The organism is Stenotrophomonas geniculata ATCC 19374 = JCM 13324, from assembly GCF_001431625.1.
Classification (GTDB): Bacteria; Pseudomonadota; Gammaproteobacteria; order Xanthomonadales; family Xanthomonadaceae; genus Stenotrophomonas; species Stenotrophomonas geniculata.
Window position 1 is genome coordinate 48,965 of sequence record NZ_LLXT01000117.1, and the last position, 12,688, is coordinate 61,652.

Here is a 12,688-nt window from a genome sequence, read left to right on the forward strand (position 1 = left end):
GACCGGCCGATGACTTCCATACGCGCCGTCGCCCCGACTCTGCGGGCCGATGCACTGGAAAAGGGCTTCATGTCCGGCGACGTGCAGGTGCCGGTGCTGCGCGGGCTGTCGCTGGACATCTACCCCGGCGAGCTGACCCTGGTATCGGGCCCGTCGGGTTGCGGCAAGAGCACGCTGTTGTCGTTGCTGTCCGGCCTGTCCGCGCCCGATGGTGGCCGCGTGCACGCACTCGGCCAGGATGTGGGCCACATGACCCGCAGCGAGGTGGAGCGCTTCCGCCTGCATCATGTCGGCTTCGTGTTCCAGGGCTTCAATCTGTTCCCGGCACTGACTGCGCTGGAGCAGGTGCAGCTGCCGCTGGGCTACCGCGGGATGAGCAATCGCGAAAGCGAGCCGCTGGCCCGCAAGGCGCTGGAAGAAGTGGGCCTCAGCCATCGCAGCCACATGCGACCGGCGCAGTTGTCCGGCGGTGAGAAGCAGCGTGTAGCCGTTGCCCGCGCCTTCGCCAAGTCGCCGACGCTGATCTTCGCCGACGAACCCACCAGCGCGCTGGACGCCGAGAACGGCCAGCGCGTGATCGACATCCTGCATCGCTACGCACGTGCGCATGGCGCCACCGTGCTGTGCGTGAGCCACGATCCGCGCCTGATCCGGCATGCCGATCGGGTGATCGCCATGGAAGACGGCATGGTCCGTGACGACCGCCGCCAGAACGAAACTGTAGAGTCCGCCCCATGACCAAGACGTCGCACCTGCTTCCCCTCAGCCTGGCCCTGTCGGCGGCACTGCTGCTCGGTGCCTGCTCCAGGGAGGCGCCCACCCCGGCATCTGCACCCTCAGGCAAGGCGGACACTGCCGTCGCCAGCAAGGTCGCCGTAGCGCGGGGCATCATTGACGTCGATGGCGGGCTGATCGCACTGGCGCCGCCGGTGGATGGCTCGATCACTGCCGCACCGGTGAAGGAAGGTGCCACGGTGAAGAAGGGGCAGCTGCTGCTGTCGCTGGATGGCGCCCTGCTGCAGCAGGAAGTGGCAATGGCCAGCGCCGATCTGGCGTTGGCCAATGACCGCCTGAAAGGCAGCCAAGCGCAGCTGCGCGAACTGGAGCGCAACGCCACCCGCCTGTCCACGGGCGCCAGCGAAGGTGTGTCCTCGAACCAGCAGGCCGATGCGGCCAAGCAGCAGTTGGCCGGTGTGCGCGCCGACGTCGACGTGGCCGGTGCGCAGGTCGACATGGCCCAACACAAGCTGGAACACGCCAGGCTGAAACTGCAGCAGATGTCGTTGAGTGCACCGGAAGCCGGCACCGTGGTCGGCCAGGTACCGGGCCTTGGCGCATTCGTGCAGGCCGGCAAGCCGGCGATCTCGCTGTTGCCGGCGCGTCCGCTGCAGGTGCGTGCCGAACTGAGCGCCGCCTATGCCGATGCCGTGCAGGTGGGCATGAAGGCTACCGTCGTGCCGGACAGTGATGGCGCCGAGAACACCGGCACGCTGCCGCCGGCACGCGTGGTGCGCATCAGCCCGGTGTTCGCGCAGGCGCGCCTGCCTGAAGACGCAGGGCGTGGCGCGGCCAAGGTGGTGGAGTGCGTGCTGGAGTTCGACGGGCAAGCCAAGGCGCGCTTCGGCCAGCACGTGCGGGTGGAGTTCCTGAAGTAGGCCGGGCGTTGGGTGGGGCCGTCTATGGGCCCTTTCGATGCCTGAGTGCCCGCCACGCGCTCACCGCCGACACCGCGCACAGCGCCAGTAGCAGGCCCACGTCCAGCAGCAGCAACCACAGCAGGTGCATGCCATGCACCGGCGGCTGGTGCATGGCCGACAGCATCCACGGTACCGACCACGCCAGCAGCAGAACGAAGGCGATCAACAGGCGCAGCCACAGTCGTTTCAGTCTCCACGGCCGCACGATCAAGGCGGCCACCACCAGTTCAACCGTACCCAGCAACGCGAACACGATGACGGTGCTGGTCGGGTAGGGCAGCTCGGCGCCTTCCAGGTGATGCAGCAGCCAGTAGTCCGGGGTGAAGCCGGCATTGACCAGCGCGGCGATCAGCGCCAGCCATGTGAGCGCGACCAGCAGCCAGAACAGGCGGACGTAGCGTCTAGGCATCGGCGGTGCCCGTGGTGGTGGGCAAGTGGCTACGTGATGCATGGCGCACGGATATGGCGATCGCGGCCAGTGCCAGCAGGCCGGGCCCGACCGTGAAGTACAGCAGACGCAGCGGGTGGTTGTGCATCAGTGTCCAGGTTGCGAATGCCAAGGAAATGGCCAGCACCAGCAGCTTGGCGAAGAGCGGCCGCAGCACTGCGATCAGCGGCTGCGCGCCAATGAACATCCAGAACAGATAAAACTGGGCGATGCCCAGGCCGATGTCCCGATGGGAAGTGAAGCCGAAATGGTCGCGATACCCGTTCATTCCCAGTGGTATCAGTGCCCAGTACAGCAGGGCCACCAGCAGATGCAGCAGCAGGGCGATCAACAGGGGCGAGCCGCGAAGGAGCATGGGCGCAAGGGGCTGGGCGGGGCAGCGTACCTCAGTGCGGACGCCTGTGACCGCATGGTGTGAAGACTGTTGACGGCGTGAAGGAATTTGGACACAATAGCGCTCCTTCGACGCAGGTCGAACGGAATCTGCGGGAATAGCTCAGTTGGTAGAGCGCAACCTTGCCAAGGTTGAGGTCGCGAGTTCGAGTCTCGTTTCCCGCTCCAGATTCTACAGGGCCCCGGTAGGGGCCTTGTTTTTCTCTCGCCACGGCAAGGCGGGGCACGTTGAGCCACAAGGCTTTACGCGCAGTCAGAAAAGTGAAATTGCTGGTGTGTTTTCCGGATTTCCGGTAACATATCGGCTTACGCGGGAATAGCTCAGTTGGTAGAGCGCAACCTTGCCAAGGTTGAGGTCGCGAGTTCGAGTCTCGTTTCCCGCTCCATGTTCCGACAGGCCCCATCTTGGGGTTTTGTCTTGTCAGGGCTACGTTCCTGGCGCGCAGTACGTTGGCCTCATGGCAGAGTGGCTATGCACCGGATTGCAAATCCGTTTACAGCGGTTCGATTCCGCTTGAGGCCTCCAATTGAAAAGCCCTGACCTCGGTCAGGGCTTTTTGTTTGCCTGGATACCGGCACGCGCCCGGATCGATACCCGCTACAGCCGGGCCAGCGCCTGCACCGTGGCCTGCGTGAGCGGCTGGGGCAGAGCATCCAGCGCGAACCAGCCCAGCCCGGTCTGAACCCCCGGCTCCTGGATGGAGGCCTCGGCACCCGCAGCTGCCCGAGCCTCGAAGATCGGCGCGACCCAGTGCTGCGCGAGCGCAGGCTCGAAATGATCGGCCACGCACAGCAGGCGCAGCAGCGTCACTTCCAGCGCCGTTTCCTCGCGGATTTCGCGGACCACAGCGGCCTCCACCGTTTCCATCCAGTCGACTTTGCCGCCGGGCAGGCCCCAATGCCCGCGCTCCGGATCGCGTCCGCGCTGGATCAGCAGGATGCGGCCGTCGGCATCACGGACGACGGCGCCGCATCCAACGCGGGGAATCTGCAGTTCAGTCATGGCGGAGAAGGAGAATGAAAAAGGACGTTCCACATTCTTGCATGCACGCCGCATCAGTGGACCCGCGCTACGCTGGGCACCTGTGCATCAACAGCTTCACGAGGGTGTCGCATGCTCATCCGGCAACTCAGCGCTGAAGACGCCGAGATTCTCTGGCAAGCGCGGTTGCAGGCGCTTTGCGAGTCGCCTGCGGCGTTCCTGTCCACGCTGGCCGAGGCGCAGAATGACTCGGCGGAGGTGATGCGCGCCCAGCTTGCTGATCCCGGTACGCGCTACTTCGGCGCTTTCATCGACGGCATGCTTGCGGGCTTCCTGCGTTATGTACGCCCGATGCGAATGGCGCGACGGCATACGGCGGAAGTGCACAGTGTCCACGTGGGCACCGACCATCGTGGCCAGCGTGTCGCCCGCCAGCTTCTTCTTGCAGCGTTCGCGGCTGCGCGCGCGGAAGGCATTGAATCGCTCTCCCTCACGGTGCTGGCGGACAATACTGCCGCGCGCGCGCTGTATGAATCGCTGGGCTTCAGCGTAATTGGCACAGAGCCGCGGGCAGTCAAACGCGCGGGCAGCTACGCGGATATCGTCTCGTACTGGATCTCGCTGCACTGACGGTGAAATGTTGCCGCGGGTACGGTCATGTTTCCGTGGCACGATGAGGCTGCGCACATGTTCCAGGAAGACAGGGCAATGCACGTTCAGGTATCCAGCAGGGAGCGCGTGACGACGGATCACCGTCACCAAGCGGAGGATCTGCTCCGCGAGGCGTTCCCGGACATGCAGGGCGACGGCTATACCATCCCAGGGCCGGTCGCTCTGGTCCTGGCGATGGAAGGTGATCAGGTGGTCGCCCACCTCGCACTGTACGAACGCAACGTATTGCTGGACGGCGAGCCGGAACGCATAGGCTTGATCGGCGGCGTGGTGGTGCGCGTTGACGTTCGCAGGAAGGGCATCGCGTCACGCTTGATCGAAGCTGCGCACGCCGAGTTGCGCCAACGCGGTATCGATTTCGCCGTGCTGTTCGCCCTGGATCATCGGCACTACGCCTCTGCGGGCTATGTGCCAATGCAGAACGAGACCTGCTTCATCGAAGACGGTCACGCGCGCCGTTTCGTCTATCGAGGCGGCATGGTGGCCGCGCTGGGGGAGCGCCGCTGGACCACGGCCTTGCTCGATCTGCAGGGCGAAACGGTCTAGAGAGCTAGACAGAAGCCCCCACGGGCGTCTCCGCGCGGAAGTTGCGCCCGACCGGTTCGCTTACGCCCAGGTAGTGGCGGAACAGGTAGATCAGCGGTTTCCAGTGCGCAACGTCGATGTGCTGGGTGCCCGCCACGGTGATCGCTTCGTGCGCATGCACGCAACGGATCCGTCCCTCAACGATCACGAAGCCCTGGCCGTCATCCTCGCCGGGCGGGTGCATCGCCATCACGCTGACTTCCACCTGCAGCGGGCACTCGGCAATCGCCTCTGGCGCGACGTGGGTGGAGGCGACTGCACTGAATCCACCCAGCGCGAACTTGTCGCGCACGTGCATGTAGCCCATCGCCTGTTTGGCAGCGGGCACCGGATCGCAGCCTGTCGCCCGCGCGATGGCCTCGACCTGTGCGGCCTGCGCGGATGAGGGGAAGTTCAGTACGCACTCGTTGCGCAACTGCAGGTTGCGATAGCCCTGACCCTGCACGCCGAGGCCCAGCACCACCCGGTTGCCCAAGGCCCAGAATGAAGACAACGGACTGATGTTGCTGCTGCCATCGTCGTTCAGCGTGGTCATCAGCAGCACCGGTGTGCCGGGATACAGGACCGAAGGGGTGATGCGGCGGCGGGGGATCGGAGCGGCTTTCACGGCAGGCCTTGCGCTATCGGGGTGTCCACTGTGCCGTGGCAGCGGGTGCCGATGCTTCGGCCTGCATCGAACTGTCGGCGCGCAACGGCGTGCCACAATGCGGGCATGGTCCACACCTCCGGTTCCCTTGTCAGCGTCGGTGCCCTGGTCGGTGACCAGGCGCGCGCGGCCATGCTGCTGCAGCTGATGGATGGGCGTGCGTATACCGCGACGGAGCTGGCTCGTGTGGCCGGAGTGACACCGCAGACGGCGAGCACGCATCTGCGCAGGCTGATTGAGGGCGATCTGCTGGTCGCCGTCGCGCAGGGGCGACACCGCTACCACCGGCTGGCCTCGCACGAGGTTGCCGACATGCTGGAGGGCATCCTGCGCGTTGCCGACCGCACGCCGTCCTGCACGGTTTCCGCATCACGCAGCATGCCGGCGTTGCGTCAGGCGCGGAGCTGCTATCGGCATCTGGCTGGCGTGCACGCAGTGGCGATCACCGACCGCTTGCTGGGGGCAGGACACCTGGTCCCGCACGAGGGGCATTGGCAGGTGAGTGTGGAGGGCGTAGCGTTCCTGCGGGAGCTCGGCCAGCCGCTGACTGAACTGTTGCGGCTTCCCGTGACGGTCAAGCCTGCACGCTATTGCCGAGGATGCCTGGATTGCACCGAGCGGCGCCCGCATCTGGCCGGGCTGGTCGGCGAGGCGATGCTGGACAGCTTCGTGAAGAACGATTGGCTTCGGCGGAGTGAGGGCCGACGCGAACTGCGGCTGACGCAGCCGGGGCGGGAAGCACTGTGGAAGCGGTTCGGCCTGGCGACATAAGTGCCCTGCCAGTCTCATTCGCCCACGACATGGCAAGGCGCTATGGTCGAGTTCCAAGTCTTAGGGAGCTGCAATGGCGAGCAAGGACATGAACGATCGCGGCACGCTGGCGGTACGCCGGCAATGAGCAAATCTTCTGTGGAAGTACGTTGGCTGACGTTCCGGCTGATGAACGGCCAGTCGATTGGACCGGATCGACTGAAGGATGGATGGGTGATTGCTTCGGAGACCCGCCACTGCGGGGTGCGCCGCGAGTCCATCGAAGGCGCGGGCGTGGTTTACGCGCTGTATGCACCGGCCAACCTCGCCTCACCGCGGCGCGCGGAGATGCGCATGCGCGAATTCCTCATGAGCTCCGGCTACACCTTCACCATGGGCACGCTGGGCGGCTGACGCCGCCCGCTGGGATCACGGGCGCACGGTCAGTGCCTGGCCGAGCATGCCGATCGGACCGCGTGCATCGTGCAGCACGGTGCTGGTCAAGCCGAGACCCTGGTGGCCAAACGACACCGACGTGTCGAAGCCCAGCCACTCGCCTTCGGGCATGCCGAACAGGTGAGCGGTCAGATCGAGGTTGGGGAAGGCGACCTCCTTCGGATCGGCGCGCACGGCCATGCCATTGGACAGATCGAACAGGGTGGCGGCACGGGCCAGTGGACTGACCGGCTCGCCGTCCAGCAGCGCATGCTTCGCGCGCGCCCAGTAGGTGGCACGGCCTGGCCCCTGAGCGTGCCGGCGGATCTCCACGCTCTTGATGAATCCGCCTGGCCAGACCGTACCTGGATCCCATGCGGGCATTGATTCCGGCGCTGCAATGACAGCGATCGGCGTGCCGGCGATGGCCTGCGTATCGTTCGGGCGCATCAACCATGCACGCACGCGCAGCGCCGGGCGATCGTCATGACGCAGCGTAGCTTCGACCAGTTCGATGGTGCGACCAGCGCGCAGCACCTGTACGTCGGCCTCCATCGCTTCGATCGGAATGGTGCCAAGGATGTCGTAGGACAGGCGTGCGATCAGGAAACCGTGCCCGCGCGCTGCGGCGTCGCGTTCCAGGTGGTGCGCCAGCAGTCCGATCGCAGGTGCGATGTGTTGTTCGCGGATGTTCCAGGCGCCGCCAGTGTGTTCGGTCGGCAGGTAGCGGGTGTCGCTCAGTCGTTCGAAGAAGGCCATCGTATGCGTTGTGTCAGCAGGGAAGGGCGGCGGCAGGCATTGCACCGATCCCTGCATCGTAAGCGTTTGGCCGCATGGCGGGCTGAGCCGGCCCCCGAAGGAGCCGGCCGGACACCGGTCAGGGCGACGGGCAGTCCATTTCACGGCACAGCTTGTACTCGGCCAGACACTGTTCGGAGGTCTTTCCCAGTGGCCCATGGGTTGCACGCAGGCACTGTTCGTACCTCAGGGTGCAGAACTCGCAGGAGTCTGCGGCGAAGGCCAGGCCGGTCACGGCCATGCCAAGGAGCATCACGGTCTTCAAGGTCGTCTTGATCATCACGTCAGTCCTTTGTGTGCCCGTCAATGGGCCGGGCCACCATAGCAGCACTTGCTGGATGGTCCTGATGCGCTGCGGCACGCGGTGGTCTCAGTGCTGTACCGCCTTCAAGGCGTCGACCACCTGTGCTTCCGAAAAGCCACAATGCCCTTCGCCCACTGGCGGCAGCACGCGCGGCAAGGGTCGCGCGCCAGCCCGTGCGGCCATCTGCGGATACACCGCCTGCATGTGCGGCACGATGGTGGGATCGTTGTGGTTGAACTGGATCGCCAGCGGTCGCTTCACCGCGCCGGTCAATGCGAGCGCATTGCGGACATGCGCCTGCGCCGCAGGCACGGGATCGATGCGTTGCACGCCGGCATTGAACGCGGCGTCGTCACCGAATCCGCTGTACATCACACCAAGGTTGCCGACCGGCATGCCGCCGCTGCGCGTGGCCAGTTCATGCAGGACCAGTGCGTGCAGGCTGATCGTGCCGGCCAGTGCATCAGCGGAGACCTGCAGCCGCTGCGCCAGCAATGCAGCGTGCAACGGATCGTGTTGCAGAGCATTGGCGATGCCCTGGTACAGCTCACCCTGCGGCAGCATGGCGGCTTCGCGCGATACCAACCCGGTGCCCGGCAGCCCCTCCGCCTTGGGGAAGAAGTAATCGAATGCGACCAGCGTGGTCAGCAGATCGGTCGCGATCTGTTCGCCACTGAGATTGGCGCCGCATAGCGACACACCACCGGCGTAGTGTTGCGGGAAGCGCTCGAGGCTGCCAATGGTCACGGCACCGCCCATCGAGAATCCCAGCATCCAGGTGTGGCGTACATGCTTGAGTTCAGCCACTACCTGCTGGCGCAGGCGTTCCGTATCGGTGATCGCATCGGCCACCGCCCAGCCCTGGCTGGCATAGGCACTCTGCGCGACCGCGTAACCTGCTGCCAATAGTGGCGCAGTGCTGTCATTGGCCGCCATGGGTACGGTGCGCGGCACGCCGACCGGTTCATAGCCATGGGCCAGCATCACCAGCTCGCCATTCCAGTTCGCTGGCACATCCAGCCGCCAGGGCGCGCCCTGCAGTTCGCCGCTGAGCATGCGTGCCGCCGTCGGCGGTGCAGCCAGCGATGTCATCCAGGGCAGCAGGCAGAGGGCAACAGCGCATCGAAGCAAGGGACGCATCGGGGTCATTCCATGCGGGAATGGCGCCGAGCATAGATCCCCGAACCACCTTGCGCGCGCTGCACTGCCGCAGGGCATTGCCGGCCGACCGTGCTGCGCTCTACGCTGGCGGCATGGCCCCGCACAGCACTGCGTCGATTATCCGCATTCTCCACGGGAAGGCGGGGTAGCGCGCGGTCGTCACGGCCATGCAGCCCGCCCGGGAAGGCGGGCTGCATGCAGCGCTCTCCCGGGTAGTGGAATCCACCAAGGAGAACGCAGATGCACGACTTTTCATCGAACGACCCTGCGCCGACCCTGCACCTGGTGTGCGGCAAGATCGGTGCCGGCAAATCCACCCTGTCTCAGCAGCTGGCATTGGCGCCGCGCCACGTATTGATCAGCGAAGACGCATGGCTGGCGGCGCTGTACCCGGGCGAAATCCATTCCATTGCCGACTATCTGCAGCGCGCAGCTACGTTGCGCACCGTGCTGGCCGATCATCTGCGTGCATTGCTGCAGGCGGGTGTTTCGGTGGTGCTCGATTTTCCATTCAATACGCCAGCCAGCCGCGCGTGGGCACGTGAAGTGTTGTCGCCGGCTGGCGCTGCACATCAACTGCATTTCCTCGATGTTGCCAACGAGGTCTGCAAGGCGCGGCTGCGCGCGCGCAATGCACTCGGCGAGCATCCGTTCCAGGCCAGCGACGAGGAGTTCGAGCAGATCACCCGCCACTTCGTTGCACCAGCTGCGGAAGAGGGCTTTGCGGTGACGCGCTACCCCCAGGCAGGCCCGGCATAGCGCGGTCGGTTCAGTCGACGAAGGCCGGCTTGCCCTCGGTAGCGGTCTGCACCAGCGTCCTGCGGAAGGTCTCGACCAGCGGGCGCAGGTTGATGCGGTGCCAGGCCGCCCACAGCGGTGTGCGGTAGCTGAACCACGGCAGTTCGCGCAGCACCACGCCCGCCGGTGCCTGGTGGTCCAGGCTGCGCTGAATGGTGGTCAGGCCCAGCCCGGCGGCGACCAGACCGAGCGCGGCCAGCGGCTCGGTCGCCTCCATGGCGATGGTCGGGGTGAAACCGGCCTTCGCGCAGGCGGCGATGAAGGTGTCATGGCGCAGCGCGCTTTCCTTGTGCATCACGCCGATCCACTGCTGGCTGGCCAGATCCTCGGGCGTGATGGTCTCTGTGCTGGCCAGTGGGTGGCCGGCCGGCAGCGCCAGCAGCATCGGATCGTTCAGCACCTGCGTGGCGTCCAGGTCCGGATCGTCGAACGCCGGTGGTTCGCAGACCAGGGCGATGTCCAGGCTGCGTTGGCGCAGGCCTTCCAGCTGCATGTCCGACTGCTGGTTGTACAGCGCGATGTGTACCGCCGGGCGGTCGCCGCGCAGTTCGCGCAGGGCGGTGGGCAATACGCCGGAGTGCATCGCGTATTCCAGATAGCCGATGCACAGGCCGCCTTCGTCGCCGCGGCCGAGCCTGCGTGCCAGCGATTCCAGCCGGTTGGCGTGGGTCAGCAGGGCGCGCGCCTCGGCCAGGAAGGTGTGGCCATCGGCGGTCAGCCGGATGCGCTGCTGCGAGCGTTCGAACAACTGCAGTTCCAACCGTTCCTCCAGCTGGGCGATCTGCCGGCTGAGCGGGGATTGGGAGATGTGAAGGCGCTCGGCAGCGCGGCCGACGTGTTCATCTTCGGCGACGGCTACGAAATAGCGCAGTTGGCGGAGATCGAGCATAAGACCTGGGAGGACTCAATATTGAGAAATTATGTCTTGGACAGTCTTATGGGGCAAGCCTAGCCTATGCCTCAACCTCAACAACCTCCCCAAAGGGAACTCCATGAGCATCAACACTCTGCTGGCTGGCAAGACCCTCGGCTTCGGTACCGCGCCGCTGGGCAACATGTTCCGTGACATCCCAGAAGCCGAGGCCCAGTCTACGGTGGACGCGGCCTGGGAACAGGGCACCCGCTACTTCGATACCGCCCCGTTCTACGGCGCCGGCCTGGCCGAGATCCGGCTCGGCGACGCGCTGGCCAAGCGCAACCGCAACGACTTCGTGCTCAGCACCAAGGTCGGCCGCCTGATCCTGGACGAAGTGGAAGACACCAGCGCCCGCGACCTTGGCGAGAAGGGCGGCCTGTTCGTCGCCGGCCGCCCCAACAAGCTGGTCAATGACTATTCGGCCGATGCCACCCTGCGTTCGATCGACGACAGCCTCAAGCGCCTGAAGACCGACCGCCTGGATATCGTCTGGGTGCACGACATCGCCCAGGACTTCTACGGTGATGAGTGGCTGTCGTACTTCGAGACCGCGCGCCGCGGCGCCTTCAAGGTGCTGACCCGCCTGCGCGAGGAAGGCGTGGTCAAGGCCTGGGGCCTGGGTGTCAACCGTGTCGAGCCGATCGAGCTGACCTTGGACCTGGACGAAGCCCGTCCGGATGGCTTCCTGCTGGCCGGCCGCTACTCGCTGCTCGACCACGAGCGTGCGCTGCAGCGGGTGATGCCCAAGGCGGCCGAACGCAACACCGGCATCGTGGTCGGCGGTCCGTACAGCTCTGGCGTGCTGGCCGGTGGCAGCCACTACGAGTACCAGAAGGCGTCGCCGGAGATCCTGGCCAAGGTCGAGCGCATCAAGGCCATCGCGGCCGAGTACGGCATCAGCATCAAGGCGGCCGCCCTGCAGTTTTCGCTGGCCAACCCGGCAGTGGCGGCGGTGATCCCGGGCGCCAGCCGCCCCGAGCGCATCGCCGAAGACTACGCCGCACTGAAGGAAATCATCCCGGCAGGGTTCTGGCAGGAGCTGCGTGCCCAGGGCCTGGTCGCTGCCAACGCCCCGCTGCCGATCGACAACATCTGAGTCCCCAAGGAGACCTTCCCATGGCAACTGCTTCTGTATCCATCACCGTACCGACCCCGGCCGACCAGGTCTGGAACCTCATCGGCGGCTTCGATTCGCTGCCCGACTGGCTTCCGTACATTCCCCGGAGCGCGCTCAGTGAAGGTGGTCGCGTGCGCCATCTGGCCAATCCCGATGGCGATGCCATCGTCGAGCGCCTGGAAGCCTTCGACCAGGCCGATCGCAGCTACACCTACTCGATCCTGCAGGCGCCGTTCCCGGTCACGGGCTACCGTTCCACCCTGCGCGTGGTCGAGCAGGGCAGTGGTTCGAGGATCGACTGGTCCGGTGAGTTCACCCCGGTGGGCGTCAGCCACGAAGAAGCGTCCGCGCTGTTCGAGGGCATCTATCGCGATGGCCTGGAGGCACTGGAAACCACGCTGGCCGGGTGAATGCCCGTGTGGTGTTGACCGCATGCAGACGCCCCGGCCGGTCCGGGGCGTTTGCGTGTCAGTGTGTGGGCGCCGGTCCACCGCAGGCGACGCGATGCATGGGAAAGTCCATTGCCTGCTTCGGATTGTCCTGCGCGATCTCGATGCGCGCATGCGCGCGCTGGTCGTCGAGGCGCTGGTAGTGGATACGCTGCGGGAAGTCGTTGGCGGGATTCTCGAACACGGCTTCATTGCCATCGACCCGGGTGGCGTTGAAGTCTGTGGCGTTCTGGCCAGAGGGCAGGGCGGTCAGCACCAGGCGTCCATCATCATGCTGGCGCAGCTGCATGAACTCGAAGCCCACCGTGCGGCCGTCCCGCAGGGTGCGGCTGCTGCCGAACAGGGTGTTGCCAGCCAGGGTGGACCACTGCTCGCCGGCACCGGCCGGCTGGCCATCAAGCTGCCAGCAACCGGCCAGCCAGGCCAGGTGTTCGATCTTCGAGGGTGAGGCGGACAGTGCGTGCGGGGCCGCGAGCAGCAGCGGCAACAGGGCCAGGGCGATGCGGAGCGACATCGGTGCCTCCATGCGCGGGAATG

General features: G+C 65.7%; 18 protein-coding genes and 3 tRNA genes. 12 read left to right on the plus strand and 9 right to left on the minus strand.

All coding sequences use genetic code 11. The annotated features are described in order from the left end of the window. Nucleotides 1-9 precede the first annotated feature (9 nt). Together ARC63_RS14065 and ARC63_RS14070 are read left to right on the plus strand one after the other, a co-directional pair. Entirely contained in the window at nucleotides 10-738 is a 729-nt protein-coding gene (locus ARC63_RS14065) for an ABC transporter ATP-binding protein (protein WP_049455305.1), read from the plus strand. Continuing rightward, nucleotides 735-1,655 (plus strand): efflux RND transporter periplasmic adaptor subunit, encoded by a 921-nt coding sequence (locus ARC63_RS14070; protein WP_057503604.1) that lies wholly within the window; start codon nucleotides 735-737, stop codon nucleotides 1,653-1,655. The genes ARC63_RS14065 and ARC63_RS14070 overlap by 4 nt, the downstream gene beginning before the upstream one ends. Before the next feature lie 22 nt (nucleotides 1,656-1,677). On the opposite strand, the gene ARC63_RS14075 is transcribed toward ARC63_RS14070, so the two are convergent. Continuing rightward, nucleotides 1,678-2,106: a hypothetical protein gene (locus tag ARC63_RS14075; RefSeq protein WP_010486062.1), complete on the minus strand. Its 429-nt coding sequence runs from the start codon at nucleotides 2,104-2,106 to the stop codon at nucleotides 1,678-1,680. After that, complete coding sequence (locus ARC63_RS14080) at nucleotides 2,099-2,500, minus strand: hypothetical protein (RefSeq protein ID WP_057503605.1); 402 nt, start codon at nucleotides 2,498-2,500, stop codon at nucleotides 2,099-2,101. The genes ARC63_RS14075 and ARC63_RS14080 overlap by 8 nt, the downstream gene beginning before the upstream one ends. Nucleotides 2,501-2,630: 130 nt before the next feature. Between ARC63_RS14080 and ARC63_RS14085 the strand changes: the two genes are divergently transcribed. From ARC63_RS14085 to ARC63_RS14095, 3 genes are all read left to right on the plus strand, one after another. Then, nucleotides 2,631-2,706: transfer RNA gene (locus ARC63_RS14085), tRNA-Gly, on the plus strand. A gap of 142 nt (nucleotides 2,707-2,848) precedes the next feature. Further along, nucleotides 2,849-2,924, plus strand: a tRNA-Gly gene (locus ARC63_RS14090). Nucleotides 2,925-2,990: 66 nt separating this feature from the next. Beyond that, nucleotides 2,991-3,064, plus strand: a tRNA-Cys gene (locus ARC63_RS14095). 72 nt (nucleotides 3,065-3,136) lie between these two features. Here ARC63_RS14095 and ARC63_RS14100 read toward each other — a convergent pair. After that, nucleotides 3,137-3,595, minus strand: a complete 459-nt coding sequence (locus ARC63_RS14100; protein WP_029380061.1) for an NUDIX hydrolase — start codon at nucleotides 3,593-3,595, stop codon at nucleotides 3,137-3,139. Between the two features lie 57 nt (nucleotides 3,596-3,652). Between ARC63_RS14100 and ARC63_RS14105 the strand changes: the two genes are divergently transcribed. Both ARC63_RS14105 and ARC63_RS14110 read left to right on the plus strand, forming a co-directional pair. Next, nucleotides 3,653-4,150 carry a GNAT family N-acetyltransferase gene (locus ARC63_RS14105; RefSeq protein WP_057503606.1) on the plus strand — a complete coding sequence of 166 codons (498 nt, stop codon included), beginning with the start codon at nucleotides 3,653-3,655 and terminating at the stop codon, nucleotides 4,148-4,150. A 57-nt stretch (nucleotides 4,151-4,207) separates the two neighbouring features. Next, nucleotides 4,208-4,738, plus strand: coding sequence for a GNAT family N-acetyltransferase (locus ARC63_RS14110; RefSeq protein WP_228355212.1), 531 nt, complete (start codon nucleotides 4,208-4,210; stop codon nucleotides 4,736-4,738). 4 nt (nucleotides 4,739-4,742) lie between these two features. Here the strand turns inward: ARC63_RS14110 and ARC63_RS14115 are convergent, their stop codons facing one another. Then, nucleotides 4,743-5,384, minus strand: a complete 642-nt coding sequence (locus ARC63_RS14115; RefSeq protein ID WP_057503608.1) for a flavin reductase family protein — start codon at nucleotides 5,382-5,384, stop codon at nucleotides 4,743-4,745. Nucleotides 5,385-5,489: 105 nt separating this feature from the next. Here ARC63_RS14115 and ARC63_RS14120 point away from each other — a divergent pair, with 105 nt between their 5' ends. Beyond that, complete coding sequence (locus ARC63_RS14120; protein WP_057503609.1) at nucleotides 5,490-6,194, plus strand: ArsR/SmtB family transcription factor; 705 nt, start codon at nucleotides 5,490-5,492, stop codon at nucleotides 6,192-6,194. 123 nt (nucleotides 6,195-6,317) lie between these two features. Continuing rightward, complete coding sequence (locus tag ARC63_RS14125) at nucleotides 6,318-6,587, plus strand: hypothetical protein (RefSeq protein WP_029380059.1); 270 nt, start codon at nucleotides 6,318-6,320, stop codon at nucleotides 6,585-6,587. Between the two features lie 15 nt (nucleotides 6,588-6,602). Here ARC63_RS14125 and ARC63_RS14130 read toward each other — a convergent pair whose 3' ends face one another. The 3 genes from ARC63_RS14130 to ARC63_RS14140 all read right to left on the minus strand — a co-directional run bounded on the left by ARC63_RS14130 (nucleotide 6,603) and on the right by ARC63_RS14140 (nucleotide 8,850). Beyond that, on the minus strand, nucleotides 6,603-7,367 hold the full coding sequence (locus tag ARC63_RS14130) for a thioesterase family protein (protein WP_057503610.1): 765 nt from the start codon (nucleotides 7,365-7,367) through the stop codon (nucleotides 6,603-6,605). Between the two features lie 118 nt (nucleotides 7,368-7,485). Then, a complete protein-coding gene (locus ARC63_RS14135) occupies nucleotides 7,486-7,686 on the minus strand; it encodes a hypothetical protein (protein ID WP_043402170.1) in 201 nt (66 codons plus the stop codon). A 90-nt stretch (nucleotides 7,687-7,776) separates the two neighbouring features. Further along, entirely contained in the window at nucleotides 7,777-8,850 is a 1,074-nt protein-coding gene (locus ARC63_RS14140) for an alpha/beta hydrolase family protein (RefSeq protein WP_057503611.1), read from the minus strand. 261 nt (nucleotides 8,851-9,111) lie between these two features. On the opposite strand from ARC63_RS14140, the gene ARC63_RS14145 reads away from it, so the two are divergent. Then, nucleotides 9,112-9,630, plus strand: coding sequence for a P-loop nucleotide/nucleoside kinase family protein (locus tag ARC63_RS14145; protein ID WP_057503612.1), 519 nt, complete (start codon nucleotides 9,112-9,114; stop codon nucleotides 9,628-9,630). Between the two features lie 10 nt (nucleotides 9,631-9,640). On the opposite strand, the gene ARC63_RS14150 is transcribed toward ARC63_RS14145, so the two are convergent. Beyond that, nucleotides 9,641-10,558, minus strand: coding sequence for a LysR family transcriptional regulator (locus tag ARC63_RS14150; protein ID WP_057503613.1), 918 nt, complete (start codon nucleotides 10,556-10,558; stop codon nucleotides 9,641-9,643). A gap of 103 nt (nucleotides 10,559-10,661) precedes the next feature. Here ARC63_RS14150 and ARC63_RS14155 point away from each other — a divergent pair, with 103 nt between their 5' ends. Together ARC63_RS14155 and ARC63_RS14160 are read left to right on the plus strand one after the other, a co-directional pair. Continuing rightward, entirely contained in the window at nucleotides 10,662-11,681 is a 1,020-nt protein-coding gene (locus ARC63_RS14155; protein WP_057503614.1) for an aldo/keto reductase, read from the plus strand. 20 nt (nucleotides 11,682-11,701) lie between these two features. Then, complete coding sequence (locus ARC63_RS14160; protein ID WP_057503615.1) at nucleotides 11,702-12,112, plus strand: SRPBCC family protein; 411 nt, start codon at nucleotides 11,702-11,704, stop codon at nucleotides 12,110-12,112. Between the two features lie 58 nt (nucleotides 12,113-12,170). On the opposite strand, the gene ARC63_RS14165 is transcribed toward ARC63_RS14160, so the two are convergent. Next, nucleotides 12,171-12,665 carry a DUF6265 family protein gene (locus ARC63_RS14165; RefSeq protein ID WP_057503616.1) on the minus strand — a complete coding sequence of 165 codons (495 nt, stop codon included), beginning with the start codon at nucleotides 12,663-12,665 and terminating at the stop codon, nucleotides 12,171-12,173. Nucleotides 12,666-12,688 lie beyond the last annotated feature (23 nt).

Coding starts and splice junctions, on each gene's coding strand:
- ARC63_RS14065 (WP_049455305.1), top strand. CDS start 10: ATGACTTCCATACGCGCCGTCGCCCCGACTCTGCGGGCCGATGCACTG.
- ARC63_RS14160 (WP_057503615.1), top strand. CDS start 11,702: ATGGCAACTGCTTCTGTATCCATCACCGTACCGACCCCGGCCGACCAG.
- ARC63_RS14130 (WP_057503610.1), bottom strand. CDS start 7,367: ATGGCCTTCTTCGAACGACTGAGCGACACCCGCTACCTGCCGACCGAA.
- ARC63_RS14080 (WP_057503605.1), bottom strand. CDS start 2,500: ATGCTCCTTCGCGGCTCGCCCCTGTTGATCGCCCTGCTGCTGCATCTG.
- ARC63_RS14150 (WP_057503613.1), bottom strand. CDS start 10,558: ATGCTCGATCTCCGCCAACTGCGCTATTTCGTAGCCGTCGCCGAAGAT.
- ARC63_RS14075 (WP_010486062.1), bottom strand. CDS start 2,106: ATGCCTAGACGCTACGTCCGCCTGTTCTGGCTGCTGGTCGCGCTCACA.
- ARC63_RS14120 (WP_057503609.1), top strand. CDS start 5,490: ATGGTCCACACCTCCGGTTCCCTTGTCAGCGTCGGTGCCCTGGTCGGT.
- ARC63_RS14100 (WP_029380061.1), bottom strand. CDS start 3,595: ATGCGGCGTGCATGCAAGAATGTGGAACGTCCTTTTTCATTCTCCTTC.
- ARC63_RS14140 (WP_057503611.1), bottom strand. CDS start 8,850: ATGCGTCCCTTGCTTCGATGCGCTGTTGCCCTCTGCCTGCTGCCCTGG.
- ARC63_RS14135 (WP_043402170.1), bottom strand. CDS start 7,686: ATGATCAAGACGACCTTGAAGACCGTGATGCTCCTTGGCATGGCCGTG.
- ARC63_RS14105 (WP_057503606.1), top strand. CDS start 3,653: ATGCTCATCCGGCAACTCAGCGCTGAAGACGCCGAGATTCTCTGGCAA.
- ARC63_RS14070 (WP_057503604.1), top strand. CDS start 735: ATGACCAAGACGTCGCACCTGCTTCCCCTCAGCCTGGCCCTGTCGGCG.
- ARC63_RS14145 (WP_057503612.1), top strand. CDS start 9,112: ATGCACGACTTTTCATCGAACGACCCTGCGCCGACCCTGCACCTGGTG.
- ARC63_RS14165 (WP_057503616.1), bottom strand. CDS start 12,665: ATGTCGCTCCGCATCGCCCTGGCCCTGTTGCCGCTGCTGCTCGCGGCC.
- ARC63_RS14155 (WP_057503614.1), top strand. CDS start 10,662: ATGAGCATCAACACTCTGCTGGCTGGCAAGACCCTCGGCTTCGGTACC.
- ARC63_RS14110 (WP_228355212.1), top strand. CDS start 4,208: ATGTTCCAGGAAGACAGGGCAATGCACGTTCAGGTATCCAGCAGGGAG.
- ARC63_RS14125 (WP_029380059.1), top strand. CDS start 6,318: ATGAGCAAATCTTCTGTGGAAGTACGTTGGCTGACGTTCCGGCTGATG.